At 70.8% G+C, this 17703-nt stretch carries 15 protein-coding genes and 2 pseudogenes; 12 read left to right on the plus strand and 5 right to left on the minus strand.

What is annotated here, in order from left to right; translation table 11 throughout:
- Positions 1-43: 43 nt before the first annotated feature.
- From F8R89_RS22000 to F8R89_RS22040, 9 genes and pseudogenes are all read left to right on the plus strand, one after another.
- Entirely contained in the window at positions 44-1096 is a 1053-nt protein-coding gene (locus F8R89_RS22000) for a BMP family lipoprotein (protein ID WP_151785545.1), read from the plus strand.
- A gap of 315 nt (positions 1097-1411) precedes the next feature.
- Positions 1412-2464, plus strand: a complete 1053-nt coding sequence (locus tag F8R89_RS22005) for a BMP family lipoprotein (RefSeq protein WP_151785546.1) — start codon at positions 1412-1414, stop codon at positions 2462-2464.
- 211 nt (positions 2465-2675) lie between these two features.
- Positions 2676-4253 (plus strand): ABC transporter ATP-binding protein, encoded by a 1578-nt coding sequence (locus tag F8R89_RS22010; protein ID WP_151785547.1) that lies wholly within the window; start codon positions 2676-2678, stop codon positions 4251-4253.
- Entirely contained in the window at positions 4253-5377 is a 1125-nt protein-coding gene (locus tag F8R89_RS22015) for an ABC transporter permease (RefSeq protein WP_151785548.1), read from the plus strand. Before F8R89_RS22010 ends, F8R89_RS22015 begins: the two co-directional genes overlap by 1 nt.
- Positions 5374-6648, plus strand: coding sequence for an ABC transporter permease (locus F8R89_RS22020; RefSeq protein WP_151785549.1), 1275 nt, complete (start codon positions 5374-5376; stop codon positions 6646-6648). The genes F8R89_RS22015 and F8R89_RS22020 overlap by 4 nt, the downstream gene beginning before the upstream one ends.
- Positions 6645-7052 (plus strand): cytidine deaminase, encoded by a 408-nt coding sequence (locus F8R89_RS22025; RefSeq protein WP_151785550.1) that lies wholly within the window; start codon positions 6645-6647, stop codon positions 7050-7052. The genes F8R89_RS22020 and F8R89_RS22025 overlap by 4 nt, the downstream gene beginning before the upstream one ends.
- A gap of 79 nt (positions 7053-7131) precedes the next feature.
- Positions 7132-8424, plus strand: coding sequence for a thymidine phosphorylase (locus F8R89_RS22030; protein WP_192806191.1), 1293 nt, complete (start codon positions 7132-7134; stop codon positions 8422-8424).
- Between the two features lie 747 nt (positions 8425-9171).
- A pseudogene (locus F8R89_RS22035) lies at positions 9172-9522 on the plus strand (reverse transcriptase N-terminal domain-containing protein); the annotation flags it as partial.
- Positions 9523-9663: 141 nt separating this feature from the next.
- Positions 9664-10250: pseudogene (locus tag F8R89_RS22040) on the plus strand (Uma2 family endonuclease).
- Between the two features lie 3 nt (positions 10251-10253).
- Here F8R89_RS22040 and F8R89_RS22045 read toward each other — a convergent pair.
- Entirely contained in the window at positions 10254-11177 is a 924-nt protein-coding gene (locus tag F8R89_RS22045) for an AEC family transporter (protein WP_151785551.1), read from the minus strand.
- 138 nt (positions 11178-11315) lie between these two features.
- Here F8R89_RS22045 and F8R89_RS22050 point away from each other — a divergent pair, with 138 nt between their 5' ends.
- The gene (locus F8R89_RS22050) at positions 11316-11702 is read left to right on the plus strand and encodes an STAS domain-containing protein (RefSeq protein ID WP_151785552.1); all 387 of its coding nucleotides are present in this window, start codon (positions 11316-11318) and stop codon (positions 11700-11702) included.
- On the opposite strand, the gene F8R89_RS22055 is transcribed toward F8R89_RS22050, so the two are convergent.
- The 3 genes from F8R89_RS22055 to F8R89_RS22065 all read right to left on the minus strand — a co-directional run bounded on the left by F8R89_RS22055 (position 11586) and on the right by F8R89_RS22065 (position 14474).
- On the minus strand, positions 11586-12605 hold the full coding sequence (locus F8R89_RS22055; RefSeq protein WP_151785553.1) for a sigma-70 family RNA polymerase sigma factor: 1020 nt from the start codon (positions 12603-12605) through the stop codon (positions 11586-11588). The two genes, F8R89_RS22050 and F8R89_RS22055, sit on opposite strands and share 117 nt — an antisense overlap.
- Positions 12606-12788: 183 nt before the next feature.
- Positions 12789-13175, minus strand: coding sequence for an ATP-binding protein (locus tag F8R89_RS22060; RefSeq protein WP_151785554.1), 387 nt, complete (start codon positions 13173-13175; stop codon positions 12789-12791).
- A 135-nt stretch (positions 13176-13310) separates the two neighbouring features.
- Positions 13311-14474: an adenosine deaminase gene (locus F8R89_RS22065; protein WP_151785555.1), complete on the minus strand. Its 1164-nt coding sequence runs from the start codon at positions 14472-14474 to the stop codon at positions 13311-13313.
- Positions 14475-14613: 139 nt separating this feature from the next.
- On the opposite strand from F8R89_RS22065, the gene F8R89_RS22070 reads away from it, so the two are divergent.
- Complete coding sequence (locus F8R89_RS22070) at positions 14614-15375, plus strand: alpha/beta hydrolase (protein ID WP_151785556.1); 762 nt, start codon at positions 14614-14616, stop codon at positions 15373-15375.
- A gap of 27 nt (positions 15376-15402) precedes the next feature.
- On the opposite strand, the gene F8R89_RS22075 is transcribed toward F8R89_RS22070, so the two are convergent.
- Positions 15403-16362: a LysR family transcriptional regulator gene (locus tag F8R89_RS22075; protein WP_151785557.1), complete on the minus strand. Its 960-nt coding sequence runs from the start codon at positions 16360-16362 to the stop codon at positions 15403-15405.
- Positions 16363-16425: 63 nt separating this feature from the next.
- On the opposite strand from F8R89_RS22075, the gene F8R89_RS22080 reads away from it, so the two are divergent.
- The gene (locus tag F8R89_RS22080; RefSeq protein WP_151785558.1) at positions 16426-17703 is read left to right on the plus strand and encodes an MFS transporter; all 1278 of its coding nucleotides are present in this window, start codon (positions 16426-16428) and stop codon (positions 17701-17703) included.

Consider the following 17703-nt stretch of genomic DNA (forward strand, 5'->3'; position numbering starts at 1 on the left):
AACCCAGCACCCACTGCGGGGCTTGGAGAATGGGGACTTCACGATGCGTCGGACATCCAAACTGACCAGTGTCGCGGTGGGGGTCGCGTCGATCGCGCTCGCTGCCACGGCGTGCGGTGGTACCAGCAGCGACAGCGGGAGCGGCGGCGACAGCAGCGGCGACTCCAAGGGTCTCGCCATCGCGTACGACATCGGCGGCAAGGGCGACCAGTCCTTCAACGACGCCGCGTACGCCGGCCTGCAGAAGGCGTCGAAGGAGTTCGGTTACAAGACCGCCGACATCGAGCCCACCGAGGGCGAGACGGACGCCGACAAGGAGCAGCGGCTGTCGTCGCTGGCCAAGCAGGGCTACAACCCGGTGATCGGCGTCGGCTTCGCCTACGGTCCCGCGATGGAGGCCGTGGCCAAGAAGTACCCGAAGACCACCTTCGGCATCGTCGACTCCGTCGTCGAGGGCAAGAACGTCGCCTCCCTCGTCTTCGCCGAGCAGGAGGCCTCCTACCTGGCCGGCGTCGCCGCGGCCAAGGCCACCAAGACGAACACGGTCGGCTTCGTCGGCGGTGTCGACGTCCCGCTGATCCACAAGTTCGAGGCCGGTTACAAGCAGGGCGTCCAGGACACCAACCCCAAGGTGAAGGTCCTGTCGCAGTACCTGACGCAGACCGCCGAGGAGGGTGGCTTCTCCAGCCCCGACAAGGGCAAGGCCGCCGCCGAGGGCCAGATCGAGAAGGGCTCGGACGTCGAGTACGCCGCCGCCGGCCTCTCCGGCCAGGGCGTGATCGAGGCCGCGTCGAAGGCCAGGGTCTGGGCGATCGGTGTCGACTCCGACCAGTTCAAGCAGGCGGCTCTCGCCAACTACAAGAACTCGATCCTGACCTCGGCCCTGAAGGACGTCGGCGGCGCCGTGTTCACGCTGGCCAAGTCCGTCCACGACGGCAAGCCGCTGACCGGCACGCAGACCTTCGACCTCAAGGTCGACGGCGTGGGCCTCTCCGACTCCAACCCGGAGTTCGCGAAGATCCCCGGCCTGACCGAGGCCGTGGCCAAGGCCAAGGAAGGCATCATCGACGGCTCCATCAAGGTCAAGACGGAGTAGTAGTGGCCGTACGGCCCTTCGTCGTACGACTGTTCAGCGGGCGGGCATCCGACGGGTGCCCGCCCGCTCGCCGTTCCCCCTCCTCACCCCGCTCCCCGGGTGACGCGCCGGTCACCCACGGCCACCCTCCGGCCGCCGCGAACCGCCCTCGGCACGCCCCGCGCGTGCGCTTGGGCACGGGCCTATAACAAGGTGGACAGAAGGGGTTTCCTGGCAGGTCTACGCGCGTTACTCTGCGGCGGAAGCCAGCGCCGTTGCTGCACGCTGTCCCTCGGCTGTACCCCCCCGGCGCTAGTACGACAGGAGTCTCACGACATGCGCCGGATTTCCCGGATCACGGTCGCAGGCGCAGCGACCGCCTCTCTGGCCCTCGCTCTCTCCGCCTGCGGCGGCACCTCCACCGACGCCTCCTCGGAGGGTTCGAAGGGCGGGGACAAGGGCCTCGCCATCGCGTACGACGTCGGCGGCAAGGGCGACCAGTCCTTCAACGACGCCGCGTTCGCGGGCCTGGAGCAGGCGAAGAAGGAGTTCGGCTACAAGACCGCCGACGTCGAGCCCACCGACGGCGAGACGGACGCCGACAAGGAGCAGCGCCTCGCGTCGCTGGCCAAGCAGGGCTACAACCCGGTGGTCGGTATCGGCTACGCCTACGCCGCCGCCGTCAAGGGCGCCGCCGAGAAGTTCCCGAACACGACCTTCGGCATCGTCGACGACTCCACCGTCGAGGCGAAGAACGTCGCCGACCTCGTCTTCTCCGAGCAGGAGGCGTCGTACCTGGCCGGTGTCGCCGCCGCCAAGACCACCAAGACGAACACGGTCGGCTTCGTGGGCGGCGTGGACATCCCGCTGATCCACAAGTTCCAGGCCGGCTTCGAGCAGGGCGTCAAGGACACCAACCCCAAGGCCAAGGTCCTCACCCAGTACCTCACGCAGACCGCGGAGGAGGGTGGCTTCTCCAGCCCCGACAAGGGCAAGTCGGCCGCCGAGGGCCAGATCGAGAAGAAGGCGGACGTCGTCTACGCCGCCGCCGGTCTGTCCGGCCAGGGTGTCATCGAGGCCGCCGCCGCCAACAAGGTGTGGGCCATCGGCGTCGACTCCGACCAGTACAGCCAGGAAGCGCTCGCCAAGTACAAGGACTCGATCCTGACCTCGGCGATGAAGGACGTCGCCAAGGCGGTGTACAACCTGGCGAAGTCGGTCGAGGACGGCAAGCCCGAGACCGGTATCGTTCGTGGCGATCTGAAGTCGGGTGAGGTGAGCCTGTCGAACTCCAACCCGAAGTTCGCGGACGACGCCGAGCTTCAGGCAGCCCTCAAGACGGCCAAGGAGAAGATCGTCAGCGGCGAGATCAAGGTCAAGACCAGCTGAGTGAAGCCAGACCCTGAGCAGCGGTAACCCCAGGGGTTTCGTCCGCTCGACGGGGTACGGGGAGGCTCGCTCCCCGTACCCCGTTGTCGCGGTACGCCGGCCCCTTTTCAGGCCATAGGGGCGCTACGCGCGTAGACGACCCCCGTCCCCAGGAGTGTGCGCCATCAACGCGTCCAGCAGCCCTCCGGCCGGCGCGGCGGTCAACGGTCAGGTGACCGCCGTCGAGCTCGCCGGGATCACCAAGCGTTTCCCGGGCGTCGTGGCCAACCACGACATCCACCTCACCGTCCGCAAGGGCACCGTGCACGCCCTCGTCGGCGAGAACGGCGCCGGCAAGTCGACCCTGATGAAGATCCTCTACGGCATGCAGAAGCCGGACGAGGGCACCATCGCGGTCGACGGCGAGCAGGTGACCTTCTCGTCCCCGGCCGACGCCATCGTGCGCGGCATCGGCATGGTGCACCAGCACTTCATGCTCGCGGACAACCTCACCGTCCTCGAGAACGTGGTGCTGGGCAGCGAGAAGCTGTACGGCATCGGCGCCAAGGCCCGCCGCAGGATCAAGGAGATCTCCGAGCGCTACGGCCTCGGCGTGGAGCCCGACCGCCTCGTCGAGGAGCTCGGCGTCGCCGCCCGCCAGCGCGTGGAGATCCTCAAGGTCCTCTACCGCGGCGCCCGCACCCTGATCCTCGACGAGCCGACCGCGGTCCTCGTGCCGCAGGAGGTCGACGCCCTCTTCGAGAACCTGCGCGAGCTGAAGTCCGAGGGCCTGTCGGTCATCTTCATCTCCCACAAGCTGGGCGAGGTGCTCTCCGTCGCCGACGAGATCACCGTCATCCGCCGCGGCACCACCGTCGGCACGGCCGTCCCCGCCGAGACCACGCCGAAGCAGCTCGCCGAGATGATGGTCGGCAGTGAGCTGCCCACGCCGGAGACCGCCGAGTCCACGGTCACCGACCGCCCGGTCATCACCGTCGACAGGCTCCGCCTGGAGGCGGCCGGCGGCAAGGCCCTCCTGGACGACATCTCCTTCACCATCCACGAGGGCGAGGTCCTGGGCATCGCCGGCGTCGAGGGCAACGGCCAGACCGAACTGGTCGACGCCCTCATCGGCCTCAAGCACGCCGACTCCGGCACGATCACCCTCGCCGACGAGGAGATCACCGGCTGGACCACCCGCAAGCGCCGCGAGCAGGGCATCGGCTACATCCCCGAGGACCGGCACCGCCACGGCCTGCTCCTGGAGGCCCCCCTCTGGGAGAACCGCATCCTCGGCCACGTCACCGAGGAGCCCCTCGCCAAGGGCGTCTGGCTGAACCCGAAGGCCGCCCAGCAGGACACCCGCCGCATCGTCGAGGCGTACGACGTCCGCACCCCCGGCATCGACGTCACCGCCGCCTCGCTGTCCGGCGGCAACCAGCAGAAGCTGATCGTCGGCCGCGAGATGAGCCACAAGCCGCGCTTCCTGATCGCCGCCCACCCCACCCGCGGTGTCGACGTCGGCGCGCAGGCCGCGATCTGGGACCACATCCGCGAGGCCCGCCGCGAGGGCCTGGCCGTGCTGCTGATCTCCGCCGACCTGGACGAGCTGATCGGCCTGTCCGACACCCTGCGCGTGATCTACAACGGCAAGCTGGTCGCGGACGCCGACCCGGCCACCATCACCCCGGAGCAGCTGGGCTCGGCGATGACGGGTGCCGCCACCGGGCACCTCGAGGACGACGACACCACCCCCGCGACTCCGAACCTGAGCAAGTCTCCCGAGTCCGGCGAAGACGAGGCACGCTGATGAAGAAGTTCGACAAGGAGCGCGTGCTCCTCGCGGTGGCCGGACCGGTCATCGCGCTCGCCGTGGCCTTCGTGCTCAGCGCGATCGTCCTGATCGCCTCGGGCAAGAGCCCGGTCGAGCCGTACGCCCTGATGTTCGAGCAGCTCGGCTTCTCGGACATCCAGGTACTGATCATCAACCAGGCGTCGCTGTACTACATCGCCGCCCTGGCGGTCGCCATCGGCTTCCGGATGAACCTGTTCAACATCGGCGTCGACGGCCAGTACCAGCTCGCCGCCATGATGGCCGCCGTCGTCGGCGCCCACGCCAGCCTGCCGGCCGGCCTCCAGGTGCCGCTGCTCCTCCTCACCGCCGTCCTCACCGGCGCCTTCTGGTCCGGTATCGCCGGTGTCCTGAAGGTCACCCGGGGCGTCAGCGAGGTCGTCGCGACGATCATGCTCAACGCGATCGCGACCTCCGTGATCGCCTACCTGTGGCTGCCGGACGTCTTCGGCGTCAAGGTCGGCAACAACAACACCACCGGCGTGATGCACGAGTCCGGCTGGGTCTCCGGCATCCCCGTCGGCGACGCCGGCGAGATCTACGGCCTGGTCTTCCTCGCCGTGCTGCTCGGCATCGGCTACTGGGTCGTCCTCAACCGCACCCGCTTCGGCTTCGACCTGCGCGCCTCCGGCGCCTCCGAGACCGCCGCCGCGGCCAGCGGCGTCGACCCCAAGCGCATGGTGCTCACCGCCATGCTGCTCTCCGGCGGCATCGCGGGCCTCGCCGGCCTGCCGATCCTGCTCGGCGACACCCACACGTACAGCCTGAACTTCCCCACCGGCATCGGCTTCCTCGGCATCGGCATCGCGCTGCTCGGCCGCAACAGCCCCGTCGGCATCGCGTTCGCCGCCCTGCTGTGGGCCTGGCTCGACAAGGCGTCCCCCGAGCTGGACTTCCACGGCTACGACAAGGAGATCGCGGTCATCATGCAGGGCCTGATCGTCCTCTCGGTCGTCGTCTCCTACGAGGCCGTCCGCGAGTGGGGCCTGCGCCGCCAGCAGCGCCGGGTCGGCGCCGAACTGGCAGCCGGCCACGTCCTCGGCGCCGACAACAACACCACGAAGGAGGTGGCTGGCCGATGACTGCCCCGACCTCAGCGGTCGATGTCAACCAGCCCTCGCTGCAGCCCGCGGCGCCGACCGGCCGCCGGATGTCCTGGCAGGTGCTGCTGCTGGTCATCGCCGGAGCCCTGGCACTGACCTCGATCGTCCGGATCATCACCGGCGCCGACGGCATCACCAACGTCAGCCAGATGTCCACCGCCCTGCAGCTCGCCGTGCCGATCGGCCTCGCCGGTCTCGGCGGTCTGTGGGCCGAGCGGGCCGGCGTCGTCAACATCGGTCTCGAGGGCATGATGATCCTCGGCACCTGGTTCGGCGCCTGGGCCGGCTTCCAGTGGGGCCCCTGGACCGGTGTCGTCGTCGGCATCGCCGGCGGCTGCGTCGGCGGCATCCTGCACGCCATCGCCACCATCACCTTCCGGGTCAACCACATCGTCTCCGGTGTGGCGCTCAACATCCTCGCCCTCGGCATCACCCGCTACCTCGCGCCCCTCGCCTTCGAGGGCCACGCGGGCGGCTCCGCCAAGCAGTCCCCGGCGGTCGAGACCCTCGGCCACTTCACCGTGCCCGGCCTGTCCGACGGGCTGCGGGACCTGAACAACAACGGCTGGTTCTTCGTCTCGGACATCGCCGGCCTGCTCGGCGGCCTGGTCACCAACGTCTCCTGGCTGACCCTGATCGCCGTCGCCCTGGTCCCCGGCACCTGGTGGATCCTGTGGCGGACCGCCTTCGGCCTGCGGCTGCGCTCCTGCGGCGAGAACCCGGTCGCCGCCGAGTCCCTCGGCGTCAACGTCTACAAGTACAAGTACATCGCCGTGATCATCTCCGGTGGTCTGGCCGGCCTCGGCGGCGTCTTCCTCTCCATCGTCGCCAACCCCTTCTACCTGGAGGGCCAGGTCAGCGGCCGCGGTTACATCGGCCTCGCCGCCATGATCTTCGGCAACTGGATGCCGGGCGGCCTCGCCCTCGGCGCCGGACTGTTCGGCTACACCGACAGCCTCAACCTGCGCGGCGGCTCCACCAACGTCCACGCGCTGCTGCTGCTCGGCGCCCTGCTGCTGATCATCGGCGCCGTCTACCTGGTGATCCGCAAGAAGTACGCCCCGTCGATGATCACCGCCGTGGTCGGCGCGCTGGTGTTCGCCTGGTACGCCACCACCAACGAGGTGCCCAACCAGGTCGTCTCCGCCACGCCGTACGTCGTCACCCTCGTCGTCCTCACGCTGTCCGCGCAGCGCCTGCGGATGCCGAAGGCGGACGGCCTGCCGTACCGGAAGGGACAGGGCAAGTGAGCCCGGCCGCCGCCCCCGACGTCGACTGGGACAAGCTGCGGGCCGCCGCGCGGGACGCCATGTCCCGCGCCTACGCCCCCTACTCCGGCTACCCGGTCGGCGCCGCGGCCCTCGTCGACGACGGCCGCACGGTCACCGGCTGCAACGTCGAGAACGCCTCCTACGGGCTCGGCCTGTGCGCGGAGTGCGGACTCGTCTCGCAGCTGCAGAACAGCGGGGGCGGCCGGCTCACGCACTTCGCGTGCTCCGACGGCGAGGGCCGGACCCTGGTGCCCTGCGGCCGCTGCCGCCAGCTGCTCTACGAGTTCGGCGGCCCCGACCTGCTGCTCGACACCCCGGCCGGCATCCTGCCGCTGTCGGAGATGCTGCCCCAGGCGTTCGGACCGGACCACCTCAGCAAGTAACCCCCGTGCGGCCCCTCCGCGTCGCTCACGCGACCCGCGGAGGGGCCGTGTCTCTTCTGGCACCTTCGGAAGGAAAGCCATGGCTGTTTTGTCGACGGACGCCATCTCCGTCATCCGCACCAAGCGGGACCGCGGCGAGCTCAGCGACGCACAGATCGACTGGGTCATCGACGCGTACACCCGCGGGGAGGTCGCCGACGAGCAGATGTCCGCGCTCGCCATGGCGATCCTGCTCAACGGCATGAACCGCCGCGAGATCGCCCGCTGGACCGCCGCGATGATCGCGAGCGGCGAGCGCATGGACTTCTCCTCGCTGTCCCGCCCCACGGCCGACAAGCACTCCACCGGCGGCGTCGGCGACAAGATCACCCTGCCGCTCGCGCCCCTGGTCGCCGCGTGCGGCGCCGCCGTCCCGCAGCTCTCCGGCCGCGGCCTCGGCCACACCGGCGGCACCCTGGACAAGCTGGAGTCCATCCCCGGCTGGCGCGCGCTGCTGTCCAACGAGGAGATGCTGTCCGTCCTCGACACCACCGGGGCCGTGATCTGCGCGGCCGGTGACGGACTCGCCCCCGCCGACAAGAAGCTGTACGCCCTGCGGGACGTCACCGGCACCGTCGAGGCCATCCCGCTGATCGCCTCCTCGATCATGTCGAAGAAGATCGCCGAGGGCACCGGCTCGCTCGTCCTCGACGTGAAGGTCGGCTCCGGCGCCTTCATGAAGACCATCGAGGACGCCCGCGAACTCGCCTCGACGATGGTCGGCCTCGGCACCGACCACGGCGTGAGGACGGTCGCCCTGCTCACCGACATGTCCACCCCGCTCGGCCTCACCGCGGGCAACGCGCTGGAGGTCCGCGAGTCCGTCGAGGTCCTGGCCGGAGGCGGCCCCGCCGACGTGGTCGAGCTGACCCTCGCCCTGGCCCGCGAGATGCTGGCGGCGGCCGGCCTGAAGGACGCCGACCCGGCGAAGGCCCTGGCCGACGGCTCCGCGATGGACGTCTGGCGGCGCATGATCGCCGCCCAGGGCGGCGACCTGGACGCCGAACTGCCCGTCGCGCGCGAGCAGCACGTCGTCACCGCCCCCGCCTCCGGTGTCCTCACCCGCCTCGACGCCTACGACATCGGCGTCGCCGCCTGGCGCCTGGGCGCCGGACGCGCCCGCAAGGAGGACCCGGTGCAGGCGGGCGCCGGCGTCGAGATGCACGCCAAGCCCGGCGACACGGTGACCGCGGGCCAGCCCCTGCTGACCCTGCACACGGACACCCCGGAGCGCTTCGAGTACGCGCTCCAGGCGGTGGAGGGCTCGTACGACGTCAGCCCGGCCGGCACCGGCTTCACGGCGTCGCCGGTGGTGCTGGAACGTATCGCCTGACCAGGCGGTTTCCCTTTCGGGTGAACGGGATCGGTGGACCACCGCCGGTCCCGTTCGGCATGCTGGGATCGGTGACGCACCGATAGGAGACCGCCAGTGCGACACGAAGTCGCTCCACCCAAGTGGTTGGTCTGTGTGAGGAAAAGAGGTCATGAGCAGGCCATCTCGGACCAGTGTCCAAGGTCCGTCCCCACTTCCGCATGCGTCGCTGGCAACGGCGGGGTGTGAAGCCGGAAGCGCAAGCCCAAGAGCGGCACGGCCATCGGACCGCAACAGGCGAGGGGAAGGCCGGACGGGCTAATGAAAATGAACCCTTGACGACATCTCGTAACTCCTGTGCCGCGTCGATGGTGAGCTGTCGGCGGCAGACAGGCCCTGGCGCGGAAGAGCGCACGACGACCCCAGAGGATTGGTGCCGAAGGGGGAGGACACCGTCGGGCCCGGGATTAAGAGGGAGCCCACCCCGGTCGCATCTTGTGGGAGCGGAACGTGGAAACCCCGTTGGAGTCCGGGAGTGATCCCGGTAAGCCGGAGGCGACGAAGGACCAATCCTCCAGCGGGACAGGATGATCCGAGAAGCGAACGCCGACAGGGCGAAAGCCCAGAGGAAAAGGACGAGGAGACCTCAGCCGCGTCCCATAACTCGTCGGACACGAGGCGGTGCCTCGGCCCGAAAGGGAGCCCACGCGGATCAGGTAGGCCCGTGAAGAAGAACTGCGAAGAGACCCGAACCGAAGGGCAAGTTGGATGCCGAAGGAAGGTGTGGCAGTGGCCGCCGTGGCGGCGATGCCTCCCACGACGGCGAACGGACCGGAGGACCACGCCCAGACCTGGCACAGCATCGACTGGGCCAAGGCAGAGGCGTCGGTAAGGCGACTGAGGCAGCGCATCTTCACAGCCGCGCAGGAAGGGGACCTGAAGAAGGTCCGAAACTTGCAGAAGCTCATGCTGCGCTCCCACTCGAACACGCTCGTGAGCGTGAAGCGGGTGACGCAGCAGAGCACAGGCCGTCGGACGGCCGGGATCGACCAGGAACGTGCGCTCACTCCGAACGCGCGAGGACGGCTGGCCGCTGAGATCACAGCGGAACGCTCGCCTGGCACGCCGGCGACCACAGAAGGGCCAAGCAAGATGACCGACCCGCGTGACTCCAGGGGCCCGCTTGAGCCGGATGCGGTGAACAGCCGCACGTCCGGTTCTGAGGGGGCCGGAGGGCGGCAACGCCCTCCGGCTACCCGACTGAGCGCACTCACCGTGAGCCAGGACCCCGACCAGAACTGGGACGACCTCGTCCGGTTCTGGGAGGAGATGGAATGGCCCGAGGGCAGCAAGGTGGAGATCATCGAGGGGATCATCACCGTGTCACCTGCTCCCGCGTCCCGCCACAACGTGATCGCGGAACGTATTCAGCGTCGCCTCTACTCCGTGATCCCCGATGAAACTGGGGAATCTTCCAGACGCTGGCCATCTCCGTGCCGTCCCGTCTGGGCATGCTCATCCCGGACCTGCTCGTGGCGCCCGTGGAGGAGTGCGCGGAGGCGGAGTCCCACATCCCGGCGGCCCTGGCCGAACTCGTCGTCGAGGTGACCTCCCGGTCCAACGCCCAGCACGACCGCGTCAGCAAGCCCGCCGCGTACGCCACCGCCGGCATCCCGCTCTACCTGCTCATCGACCGCTGGGCTCCCGGCGGCCCGACCGCCACGCTGTTCGGGGAGCCGAAGGGCGACGTCTACCGGGTGCTGAGGGCGGTCAAGTTCGGAGACCCGATCACGCTGCCGGAACCGTTCGGCGTCACGATCGACACCGGTGAGTTCCCCGTCGACTGACCGTCAGCCCAGCAGCGCCGCCACCGCCACCAGCACCGGCACCGAGAGCACCGTCGACAGCAGGATCGCGTCGCGGGCCAGGCGTTCGGCCACGCCGTAGGTCGACGCGTAGGTGTAGAGGTTCTGCGCGGCGGGCAGGGCCGACGTCACCACCACGTCGAGTAGGGGAGCGCCCCGCAGGCCGAAGACGCCGGCCGCCAGCGCCCAGGCCGCGGCGGGCTGGCCGAGGGACTTCAGCGCCACCGACAGGAACACGGGGAGCCGGTCCGGCCCCCGGCCCGGCATCGTGCTGCCGCACAGGGAGATGCCGAAGGCCAGCAGGACCGCCGGGACCGACATGCCGCCGATCAGGGTCAGCGGGTCCAGCACCGGCGCCGGCACCCGCACCCCCGCCGCCGACACCGCCACGCCCGCCAGGGAGCCGAGCGCGATCGGGTTGCGCAGCGGTGTCAGCAGGCGGTGCGACAGCGGGCCGCCCTTCGCGCCGCCGTTGGACAGGTCGAGGATCGTCAGCGCGACCGGCGTGACCCCGACCAGCTGGAACAGCAGCACCGGGGCGACCAGCGACGCGTCCCCGAGGACGTACACGGCGATCGGGATGCCCAGGTTCCCGGAGTTGACGTAGCTGGAGCACAGGGCGCCGATCGTGGTCCGGCCCACGCCCCAGCGGCGTACGACGGCGACCGCCACGAAGACCCCGGCCGCGGCGGCCGTGCTCAGCGCGGTGACCAGCAGACGGCTGGAGAAGATCACCGAGAGGTCGGTCCCCGCGAGCGTGGTGAAGAGGAGCGCCGGTGACGCCACGTGGAAGGCCAGCTTCGTGAGCACCTCCCGGCCGTGCTCCCCGAGGTACCCGCGCCGGCCGATCACATAGCCGACGGCGATGACCACCGCGATCACCGCGAACCCCGTCAACACCCCCTGCACGGAGTCTCCTTCGCGGGAAGCGGGACACGCTGTCTTCGGGAAGGGGCCGGTGCTTGGGGCATACACCCAACCCTCGGGTGGGGGAGGCGCCCGGGTCAATGTGATCCCGGACGGCGGACACGCCGGCACGCGCCCGCGATGAGTTGGCGGGCCGGGTCCGGTCTACCGCTCGTGGACGCCATGACACCCGCGGTACTCGTGCTGGCCGGCCCCGTCACCCGGGGTGAGGTGACGGGGCTGTGCGCGGTCGTCCGGGCGCGGCTGGAGGACGGCCGGTCGAGGGTGGTCGTGTGCGACGTCGGCGGGCTCGGCCCGCCGGGCCTGGGCACCGTCGATCTGCTGGCCCGGCTCCAGCTCACCGCCCGGCGGGCCGGCGGCCGGATACGGCTGCGGGACCCGGACCCCGCGCTAGACGCCCTTCTCGACCTCGTCGGTCTCCGCTTCGAGGTGGAGCGGCAGCCCGAAGAGCGGGAACCAGCGCTTCGTGTCGAGGAAGCAGTGGAACCCGGTGATCCGCCCCCCTGAGATCTCCAGCACCTGGATCGCCCACGGCGTGAACCCGCCCGCCTCCGGGTCCGGCTTGTACTGGGCGAACCCCGGCAGCCCGTTGACCTGGACGGGGACCAGCCGGGAACCCGCGCACGGGGCGCCCAGCGTCGTGATGAACCCGGTGATGTCCCCGGCGCCGGTCAGCCACAGGTCGAACGGCGGCATCGTCATGATGGCGTCCTCGTGCAGCAGCGCGGTCAGCGCCGTCATGTCGTACCCCTCGAAGGCGGCGACATAGCGGTCCAGGAGCTTCTGCTGCTCCTCGTCCAGCGGATCGGCGACCGCCGCGTCGGCGCCCGGCTGCTGCTGCTCGGCGAGGGTGGCCCGGGCCCGCTGGAGCGCGCTGTTCACCGACGCGACCGAGGTGCCGAGCAGCTCGGCGGCCTCGCTCGCCTTCCACGCCAGCACCTCGCGCAGGATCAGCACCGCCCGCTGCTTCGGCGGCAGCTGCTGGAGGGCGGCCATGAAGGCGAGCCGCACCGACTCCTTGGCTACGGCCGCCTCCGCCGGGTCGTCCGTCGTGGGCAGCACGCGGCTGTCCGGAACCGGCTCCAGCCAGGTGTGGTCCGGGCGCGGGGCGAGCGCGGCCTGCGCGAGTGGCGTCGACTCGGTGAGGTCCATGGGCCGGGCCCTCTTGTTGCCCGCGGTCAGCATGTCCAGGCAGACGTTCGTCGCGATGCGGTAGAGCCACGAGCGGAGGCTGGAGCGCCCCTCGAACTTGTCGTAGCTGCGCCAGGCGCGCACCATCGTGTCCTGCACCGCGTCCTCGGCCTCGAAGGACGAACCGAGCATGCGGTAGCAGTACCCGGTCAGCTCGACGCGGTGCTTCTCCAACCTGACGTCGAGGTCCGTCGTCGTGGTCGCCGTACCGTCGCTCATCGTCCACCCACCCCTGTGGCCGTCCTGTGGAACGCCTCGTCGCGCCCCACCACTTCGGAAGCTACCGCAGCCCACTGACAATGGCCCCCGGAGTCGGGAAACCCGCAGGTGGACGGGGCACGGCAGCGGGGCGCACCCCCATGTCACAGGTGCGCCCCGACGGTGTGCGGCCGTGCTCCGGGCTCAGCCCAGCGGGACGCCGTTCACGGGCAGGCCCTGCGTCGGGAGGCCCTGCGCCGGCAGGCTCTGCACCGGCAGCCCGCCGAGCAGCCCGGTGGCGGTGCCCGTCGGGGCGGCGGCCAGCGCCGGGGCGCCCGCCAGCGTCCGCTCGGCGGTCGGCTGCGCGGCGGCCAGTCCGGCGGCCACCGCCTCCTGCCCGCCGGCCAGGCCCTCGGCGGCGTTCGGGGCGGCCTGCGTCAGGCTCTCGGCCGGGAGCGTCCGGGTCACGGTGTCCAGCGCCGCGCCGGCGTCGGGGACGGCGGGCGCGGCGTTCGCGGCACCCGCGCCCGTGGCGGCGAAGGCGGCACCGAGCGCGGCGACACCGAGGGACTTGGCGGCAGACTGCTTCATGGAAAACCTCGGAATTCGAAACGGGGATGTGAGCGGTTCTTCGACCGTAAACACCCCCGCCGTCCGGCCGCAAACATCGAATTGCGGACGGATTGTGAATGGCGTCCGAAGTCCCTGTGCGCGCAGGGCCGTCGGTCAGTCCTCCTCGTCGGGAGAACCGCTGGTGGAGCTCGTCTGTCGGAAAAGCCACTCGGACTTGAGTTCGGCATATCCGGGCTTGATCACGTCATTGATCATGGCCAGCCGTTCATCGAAAGGAATGAACGATGATTTCATCGCATTGACGGAGAACCACTGCATGTCGTCGAGCGTGTAACCGAACGCCTCGACAAGATGCTCGAATTCCTGGCTCATGCTGGTGTGGGACATCAGACGGTTGTCCGTGTTCACCGTGGCGCGGAAGTGCAGCCGGCGCAGCAGCCCGATGGGGTGCGCCTCGTAGGAGTCGGCCGCGCCCGTCTGCAGGTTGGAGCTCGGGCACAGCTCCAGCGGGATGCGCTTGTCCCGCACGTACGACGCCAGCCGGCCGAGCTCCACCGAGCCGTCGTCCCGCACCCGGATGTCGTCGATGATGCGCACTCCGTGCCCCAGCCGGTCGGCGCCGCACCACTGCAGGGCCTGCCAGATGGACGGCAGCCCGAACGCCTCGCCGGCGTGGATCGTGAAGTGGTTGTTCTCGCGCTTGAGGTACTCGAAGGCGTCGAGGTGCCGGGTCGGCGGGTGGCCCGCCTCGGCGCCCGCGATGTCGAAGCCGACGACCCCCAGGTCGCGGTAGGAGTTGGCGAGTTCGGCGATCTCCAGCGAGCGGGCCGCGTGCCGCATCGCGGTGAGCAGCGCGCCCACCCGGACGCGGTGGCCGTTGTCCCGGGCGATCCGCTCACCCTCCCGGAAGCCCTCGTTGACGGCCTCGACGACCTCCTCCAGGGTGAGCCCGCCCTCCAGGTGCTGCTCCGGGGCGTAGCGCACCTCGGCGTAGACGACCCCGTCCTCCGCGAGGTCCTCGGCGCACTCGCGGGCGACGCGCACCAGGGCGTCGCGGGTCTGCATGACCGCCACGGTGTGCGAGAACGTCTCCAGATAGCGTTCCAGCGAGCCCGAGTCGGCGGCCTCCTGGAACCAGAGGCCGAGCTTGCCGGGATCGGTCTCGGGGAGCCCGGAATAGCCCGACTCCTGGGCGAGCTCGACGATCGTGCCGGGGCGGAGCCCGCCGTCGAGGTGGTCGTGCAGCAGAACCTTCGGGGCCCGGCGGATCTGGTCCGAGCTCGGGGTGTGCGCCTTCGGGGCAGTCTGGCTCGTCATTTCCGCACTCTAACGCCTACGCGCGTAGAGAGCGCGTCTCCGCGCACACGTCCGGATCGCCGCTTTACACATCCGTCGATACGTAACGGTGACCGCACGGACGGGTCGCGGACGCCCTCACTTCTGCCACTGTTCTGTCATGGCACAGCAAGCGACGCCGGGGCGCAGGGTCCGGCTGGGCAGGGCGATGGGGCCGGAGCCGACGGCGGTGAGCGGCGTGGCGCTGCTGCTCCCGCCAGGTGACGCCACCTCATATCGCAGACCTGCCCCGCTGTTGGCCACCTCGCTCGTCCGGGGACTCGGCCGCCGGCTCCACCGGGCGGGGCGCGGGGAAGGGCTCGCCGTCCACGTCGTCCACTACCGCTACCGCGGCTGGAACGGCGACGAGGCCGCCCTCCTCAGCGACGCCCTGTGGGCCGCCGACGAGGCCGTACGGCTCTACGGCGACGTGCCCGTGTGCCTCGCCGGCCTCGACATGGGCGGACGGGCGGCGCTGCGCGCGGGCGGCCACGAGGCCGTCAACTCCGTGCTCGCCATCGCCCCGTGGCTGCCCGAGGAGGACACCGCCGACTCGCCCGAACCGGTGAAGCAGCTCGCCGGGCGGCGCGTGATGATCGTGCACGGCACGAACGACGAACGCACCGACCCCGAACTGTCCTTCCGGCTGGCGGCGCGGGCCAAGAAGGCCAACCGGGAGGTGTGCCGGTTCGAGGTGCACTCCGACCGGCACCGGTTGCACCAGCACCGGGACGAAGTGCTGGCCCTCTCCGAGGACTTCGTCATGGGCTCGCTGTTCGGGACGGTGTACTCCCGGCCGGTCGCCGACGCGTTCGCCGCGCCGCCGCCGCTCGGACTGCGGATGCCGCTCGCCTCGGGGTTCGGGAAGTCGCTGCGGCGGTAGGCGTGCCGTCCGGCTCGTCGTGATCCCTCACGGCAGCAGCGTCCCCCTGCGGGACAGCAGGAACTTCTTGAACGCCGCCACCGGAGGCGTGTCCGGGCGGTCCGCCAGCCAGGCCACGCCGATCTCGCGCGCCGCCCGGGGAGCCGTCACCGTCAGCTCGCTCACCCCCGGCCGGGGCACCGCGGGCGGCGGCAGCAGCGCCACGCCCAGACCCGCCGCCACCAGGCCCCGCAGGGTCTCCGCCTCCTCGCCCTCGAAGGCGATCCGCGGCCGGAACCCGGCCTCCCGGCACAGGTCGTCGGTGATCCGGCGCAGCCCGTAGCCCGGCTCCAGCGTCACGAAGTTCTCCTCCGCCGCCTCCACCAGCCGGATGCGCCGGCGGGCGGCGAGCCGGTGGTCGGCGGGGACGACCAGCCGCAGTTTCTGCTCGTCCAGGCGGCGGGCCACCAGGTCCGGGGCGTCCGGGACCGGCGAGGTCAGGCACAGGTCCAGCTCGCCGGCCCGCAGGCCCTCCAGCATCGCCTCCCCGTAGTTCTGCACCAGGCTGAAGCGGATCCGGGGATGATCGGCGCGGAACGCCTGCAGCAGGCCCGGCACCGTCTCCGCGCCCATGGTGTGCAGAAAGCCGAAGGCGACCTTGCCGGTCGCCGGGTCGGCGTCGGCGCGGACCTCCTCGGCGGCCCGCTCCACCTCGGCGAGGGCGCGCTCGACGGAGGCGAGGAAGGTGCGGCCCGCGGGGGTCAGCGACACCGTGCGGCCGTGCCGGGCGAACAGGTCCACGCCGAGGTCCTGCTCCAGGCGGACCATGGCCCGCGACAGCGTGGACTGCGGCACCCCCATCTCGTGCGCGGCCCGGGTGACGTGCTCGGTGCGGGCCACACCGGCGAAGTACGCGAGGCGGGGAGCGAGCAGGCGTGTCATGTCGGCCATGTCTTCTGTGTCACCGGACGGTGACAGCCGACGTCGTGAGCTGTGCTGATGCTCCATGGGAACGATTATGGCGAATCCATGCATTGGACGGATCAGTGCGGGTGTTCGTAGCGTCGAAGCATGTCTCCCGCCAGTACCGGGGCGTCCACGTCCGTGGTCGCCGCCACCGCACCCGCAGCCCCTGTCGACGACTCCCGTATGGCCCCGGGCGGGCCCGGTTACCGCCGGATGAGCCTCGCCCTCTTTCTCGCCGGTGTCGCGACCTTCGCCCTCCTCTACTCCACGCAGGCCCTCCTGCCGCTGATCTCCGGTGAGTTCGGCGTGCCCGCGAGCGCGGCCAGCTGGACGGTGGCGGCCGCGACCGGCGGACTGGCCCTGTTCGTGCTCCCCATGAGCGCCCTCTCCGAGCGGTACGGCCGCCGTACCGTCATGACGGCGTCCCTGGCCGTCGCGGTCACCGTCGGCCTAGTGGTGCCGTTCGCGCCGAACCTGACCTCGCTCGTCGTCCTGCGCGCGGTCCAGGGCGCCGCGCTGGCCGGCCTGCCGGCCTCGGCGACCGCGTACCTCGCCGAGGAGGTGCGGCCCAGGGCGCTCGTCACGGCGATCGGGCTGTTCGTCGCCGGGAACAGCGTGGGCGGCATGAGCGGCCGTGTCATCACCGGCTGGGTGGCCCAGGAGTGGGGCTGGCGGGTGGCGGTCGGCGTCATCGGCGCCGTCGCGGTGGCCTGCGCGGTCGCCTTCCGGCTGCTGCTGCCGGCGCCGCGGCACTTCTCGCCCGGGTCGCTGCGGCCGCGGGTGCTGGCGCGGACCGTGCGCGACCATCTGTCCGATCCGCTGCTGCGGCGGCTGTACGCGATCGGCGCGCTGTTCATGACGGTGTTCGGCGGGGTCTACACCGTGATCGGGTACCGGCTCACCGGGGCGCCGTTCTCGCTGCCGCAGGGCATCGTCGGCTCGATCTTCCTCGTGTACCTCGTCGGCACGGTGTCCGCGTCCACGGCGGGGCGGCTGGTGGACCGGCTCGGGCGGCGGGGCGCCCTGTACGCGGCCGGTGCCACGACGGCGTCGGGGCTGCTGCTGTCCCTGGCGGGGGCGCTGCCGCTGGTGCTGCTGGGGCTGGTGCTGATCACCGCCGGGTTCTTCGCGGGGCACGCCGTGGCGTCGTCGGCGGTCAGCAAGGCGGCCTCGCACGGGCGGGCGCAGGCGGCCGCGCTGTATCAGTCGGCCTACTACATCGGCTCCAGCGCGGGGAGCACGGTCGGGGCCGTCGCCTTCCACGCCGGGGGGTGGGGCGGGACCGTCGGGGTCGGGCTGGTGGCGGTGCTGGGTGTCGTGACGATCACCGTGGTGGGGTCGCGGGCGGCTCGGGCGCGGGGGGATGTCGTGGTGGCTGCTTGA

It is taken from the genome of Streptomyces sp. SS1-1 (assembly GCF_008973465.1).
Classification (GTDB): Bacteria; Actinomycetota; Actinomycetes; order Streptomycetales; family Streptomycetaceae; genus Streptomyces.

Coding starts and splice junctions, on each gene's coding strand:
- F8R89_RS22000 (WP_151785545.1), top strand. CDS start 44: ATGCGTCGGACATCCAAACTGACCAGTGTCGCGGTGGGGGTCGCGTCG.
- F8R89_RS22005 (WP_151785546.1), top strand. CDS start 1,412: ATGCGCCGGATTTCCCGGATCACGGTCGCAGGCGCAGCGACCGCCTCT.
- F8R89_RS22015 (WP_151785548.1), top strand. CDS start 4,253: ATGAAGAAGTTCGACAAGGAGCGCGTGCTCCTCGCGGTGGCCGGACCG.
- F8R89_RS22020 (WP_151785549.1), top strand. CDS start 5,374: ATGACTGCCCCGACCTCAGCGGTCGATGTCAACCAGCCCTCGCTGCAG.
- F8R89_RS22030 (WP_192806191.1), top strand. CDS start 7,132: ATGGCTGTTTTGTCGACGGACGCCATCTCCGTCATCCGCACCAAGCGG.
- F8R89_RS22050 (WP_151785552.1), top strand. CDS start 11,316: ATGAGTTGGCGGGCCGGGTCCGGTCTACCGCTCGTGGACGCCATGACA.
- F8R89_RS22055 (WP_151785553.1), bottom strand. CDS start 12,605: ATGAGCGACGGTACGGCGACCACGACGACGGACCTCGACGTCAGGTTG.
- F8R89_RS22060 (WP_151785554.1), bottom strand. CDS start 13,175: ATGAAGCAGTCTGCCGCCAAGTCCCTCGGTGTCGCCGCGCTCGGTGCC.
- F8R89_RS22065 (WP_151785555.1), bottom strand. CDS start 14,474: ATGACGAGCCAGACTGCCCCGAAGGCGCACACCCCGAGCTCGGACCAG.
- F8R89_RS22070 (WP_151785556.1), top strand. CDS start 14,614: ATGGCACAGCAAGCGACGCCGGGGCGCAGGGTCCGGCTGGGCAGGGCG.
- F8R89_RS22075 (WP_151785557.1), bottom strand. CDS start 16,362: ATGGAGCATCAGCACAGCTCACGACGTCGGCTGTCACCGTCCGGTGAC.
- F8R89_RS22080 (WP_151785558.1), top strand. CDS start 16,426: ATGTCTCCCGCCAGTACCGGGGCGTCCACGTCCGTGGTCGCCGCCACC.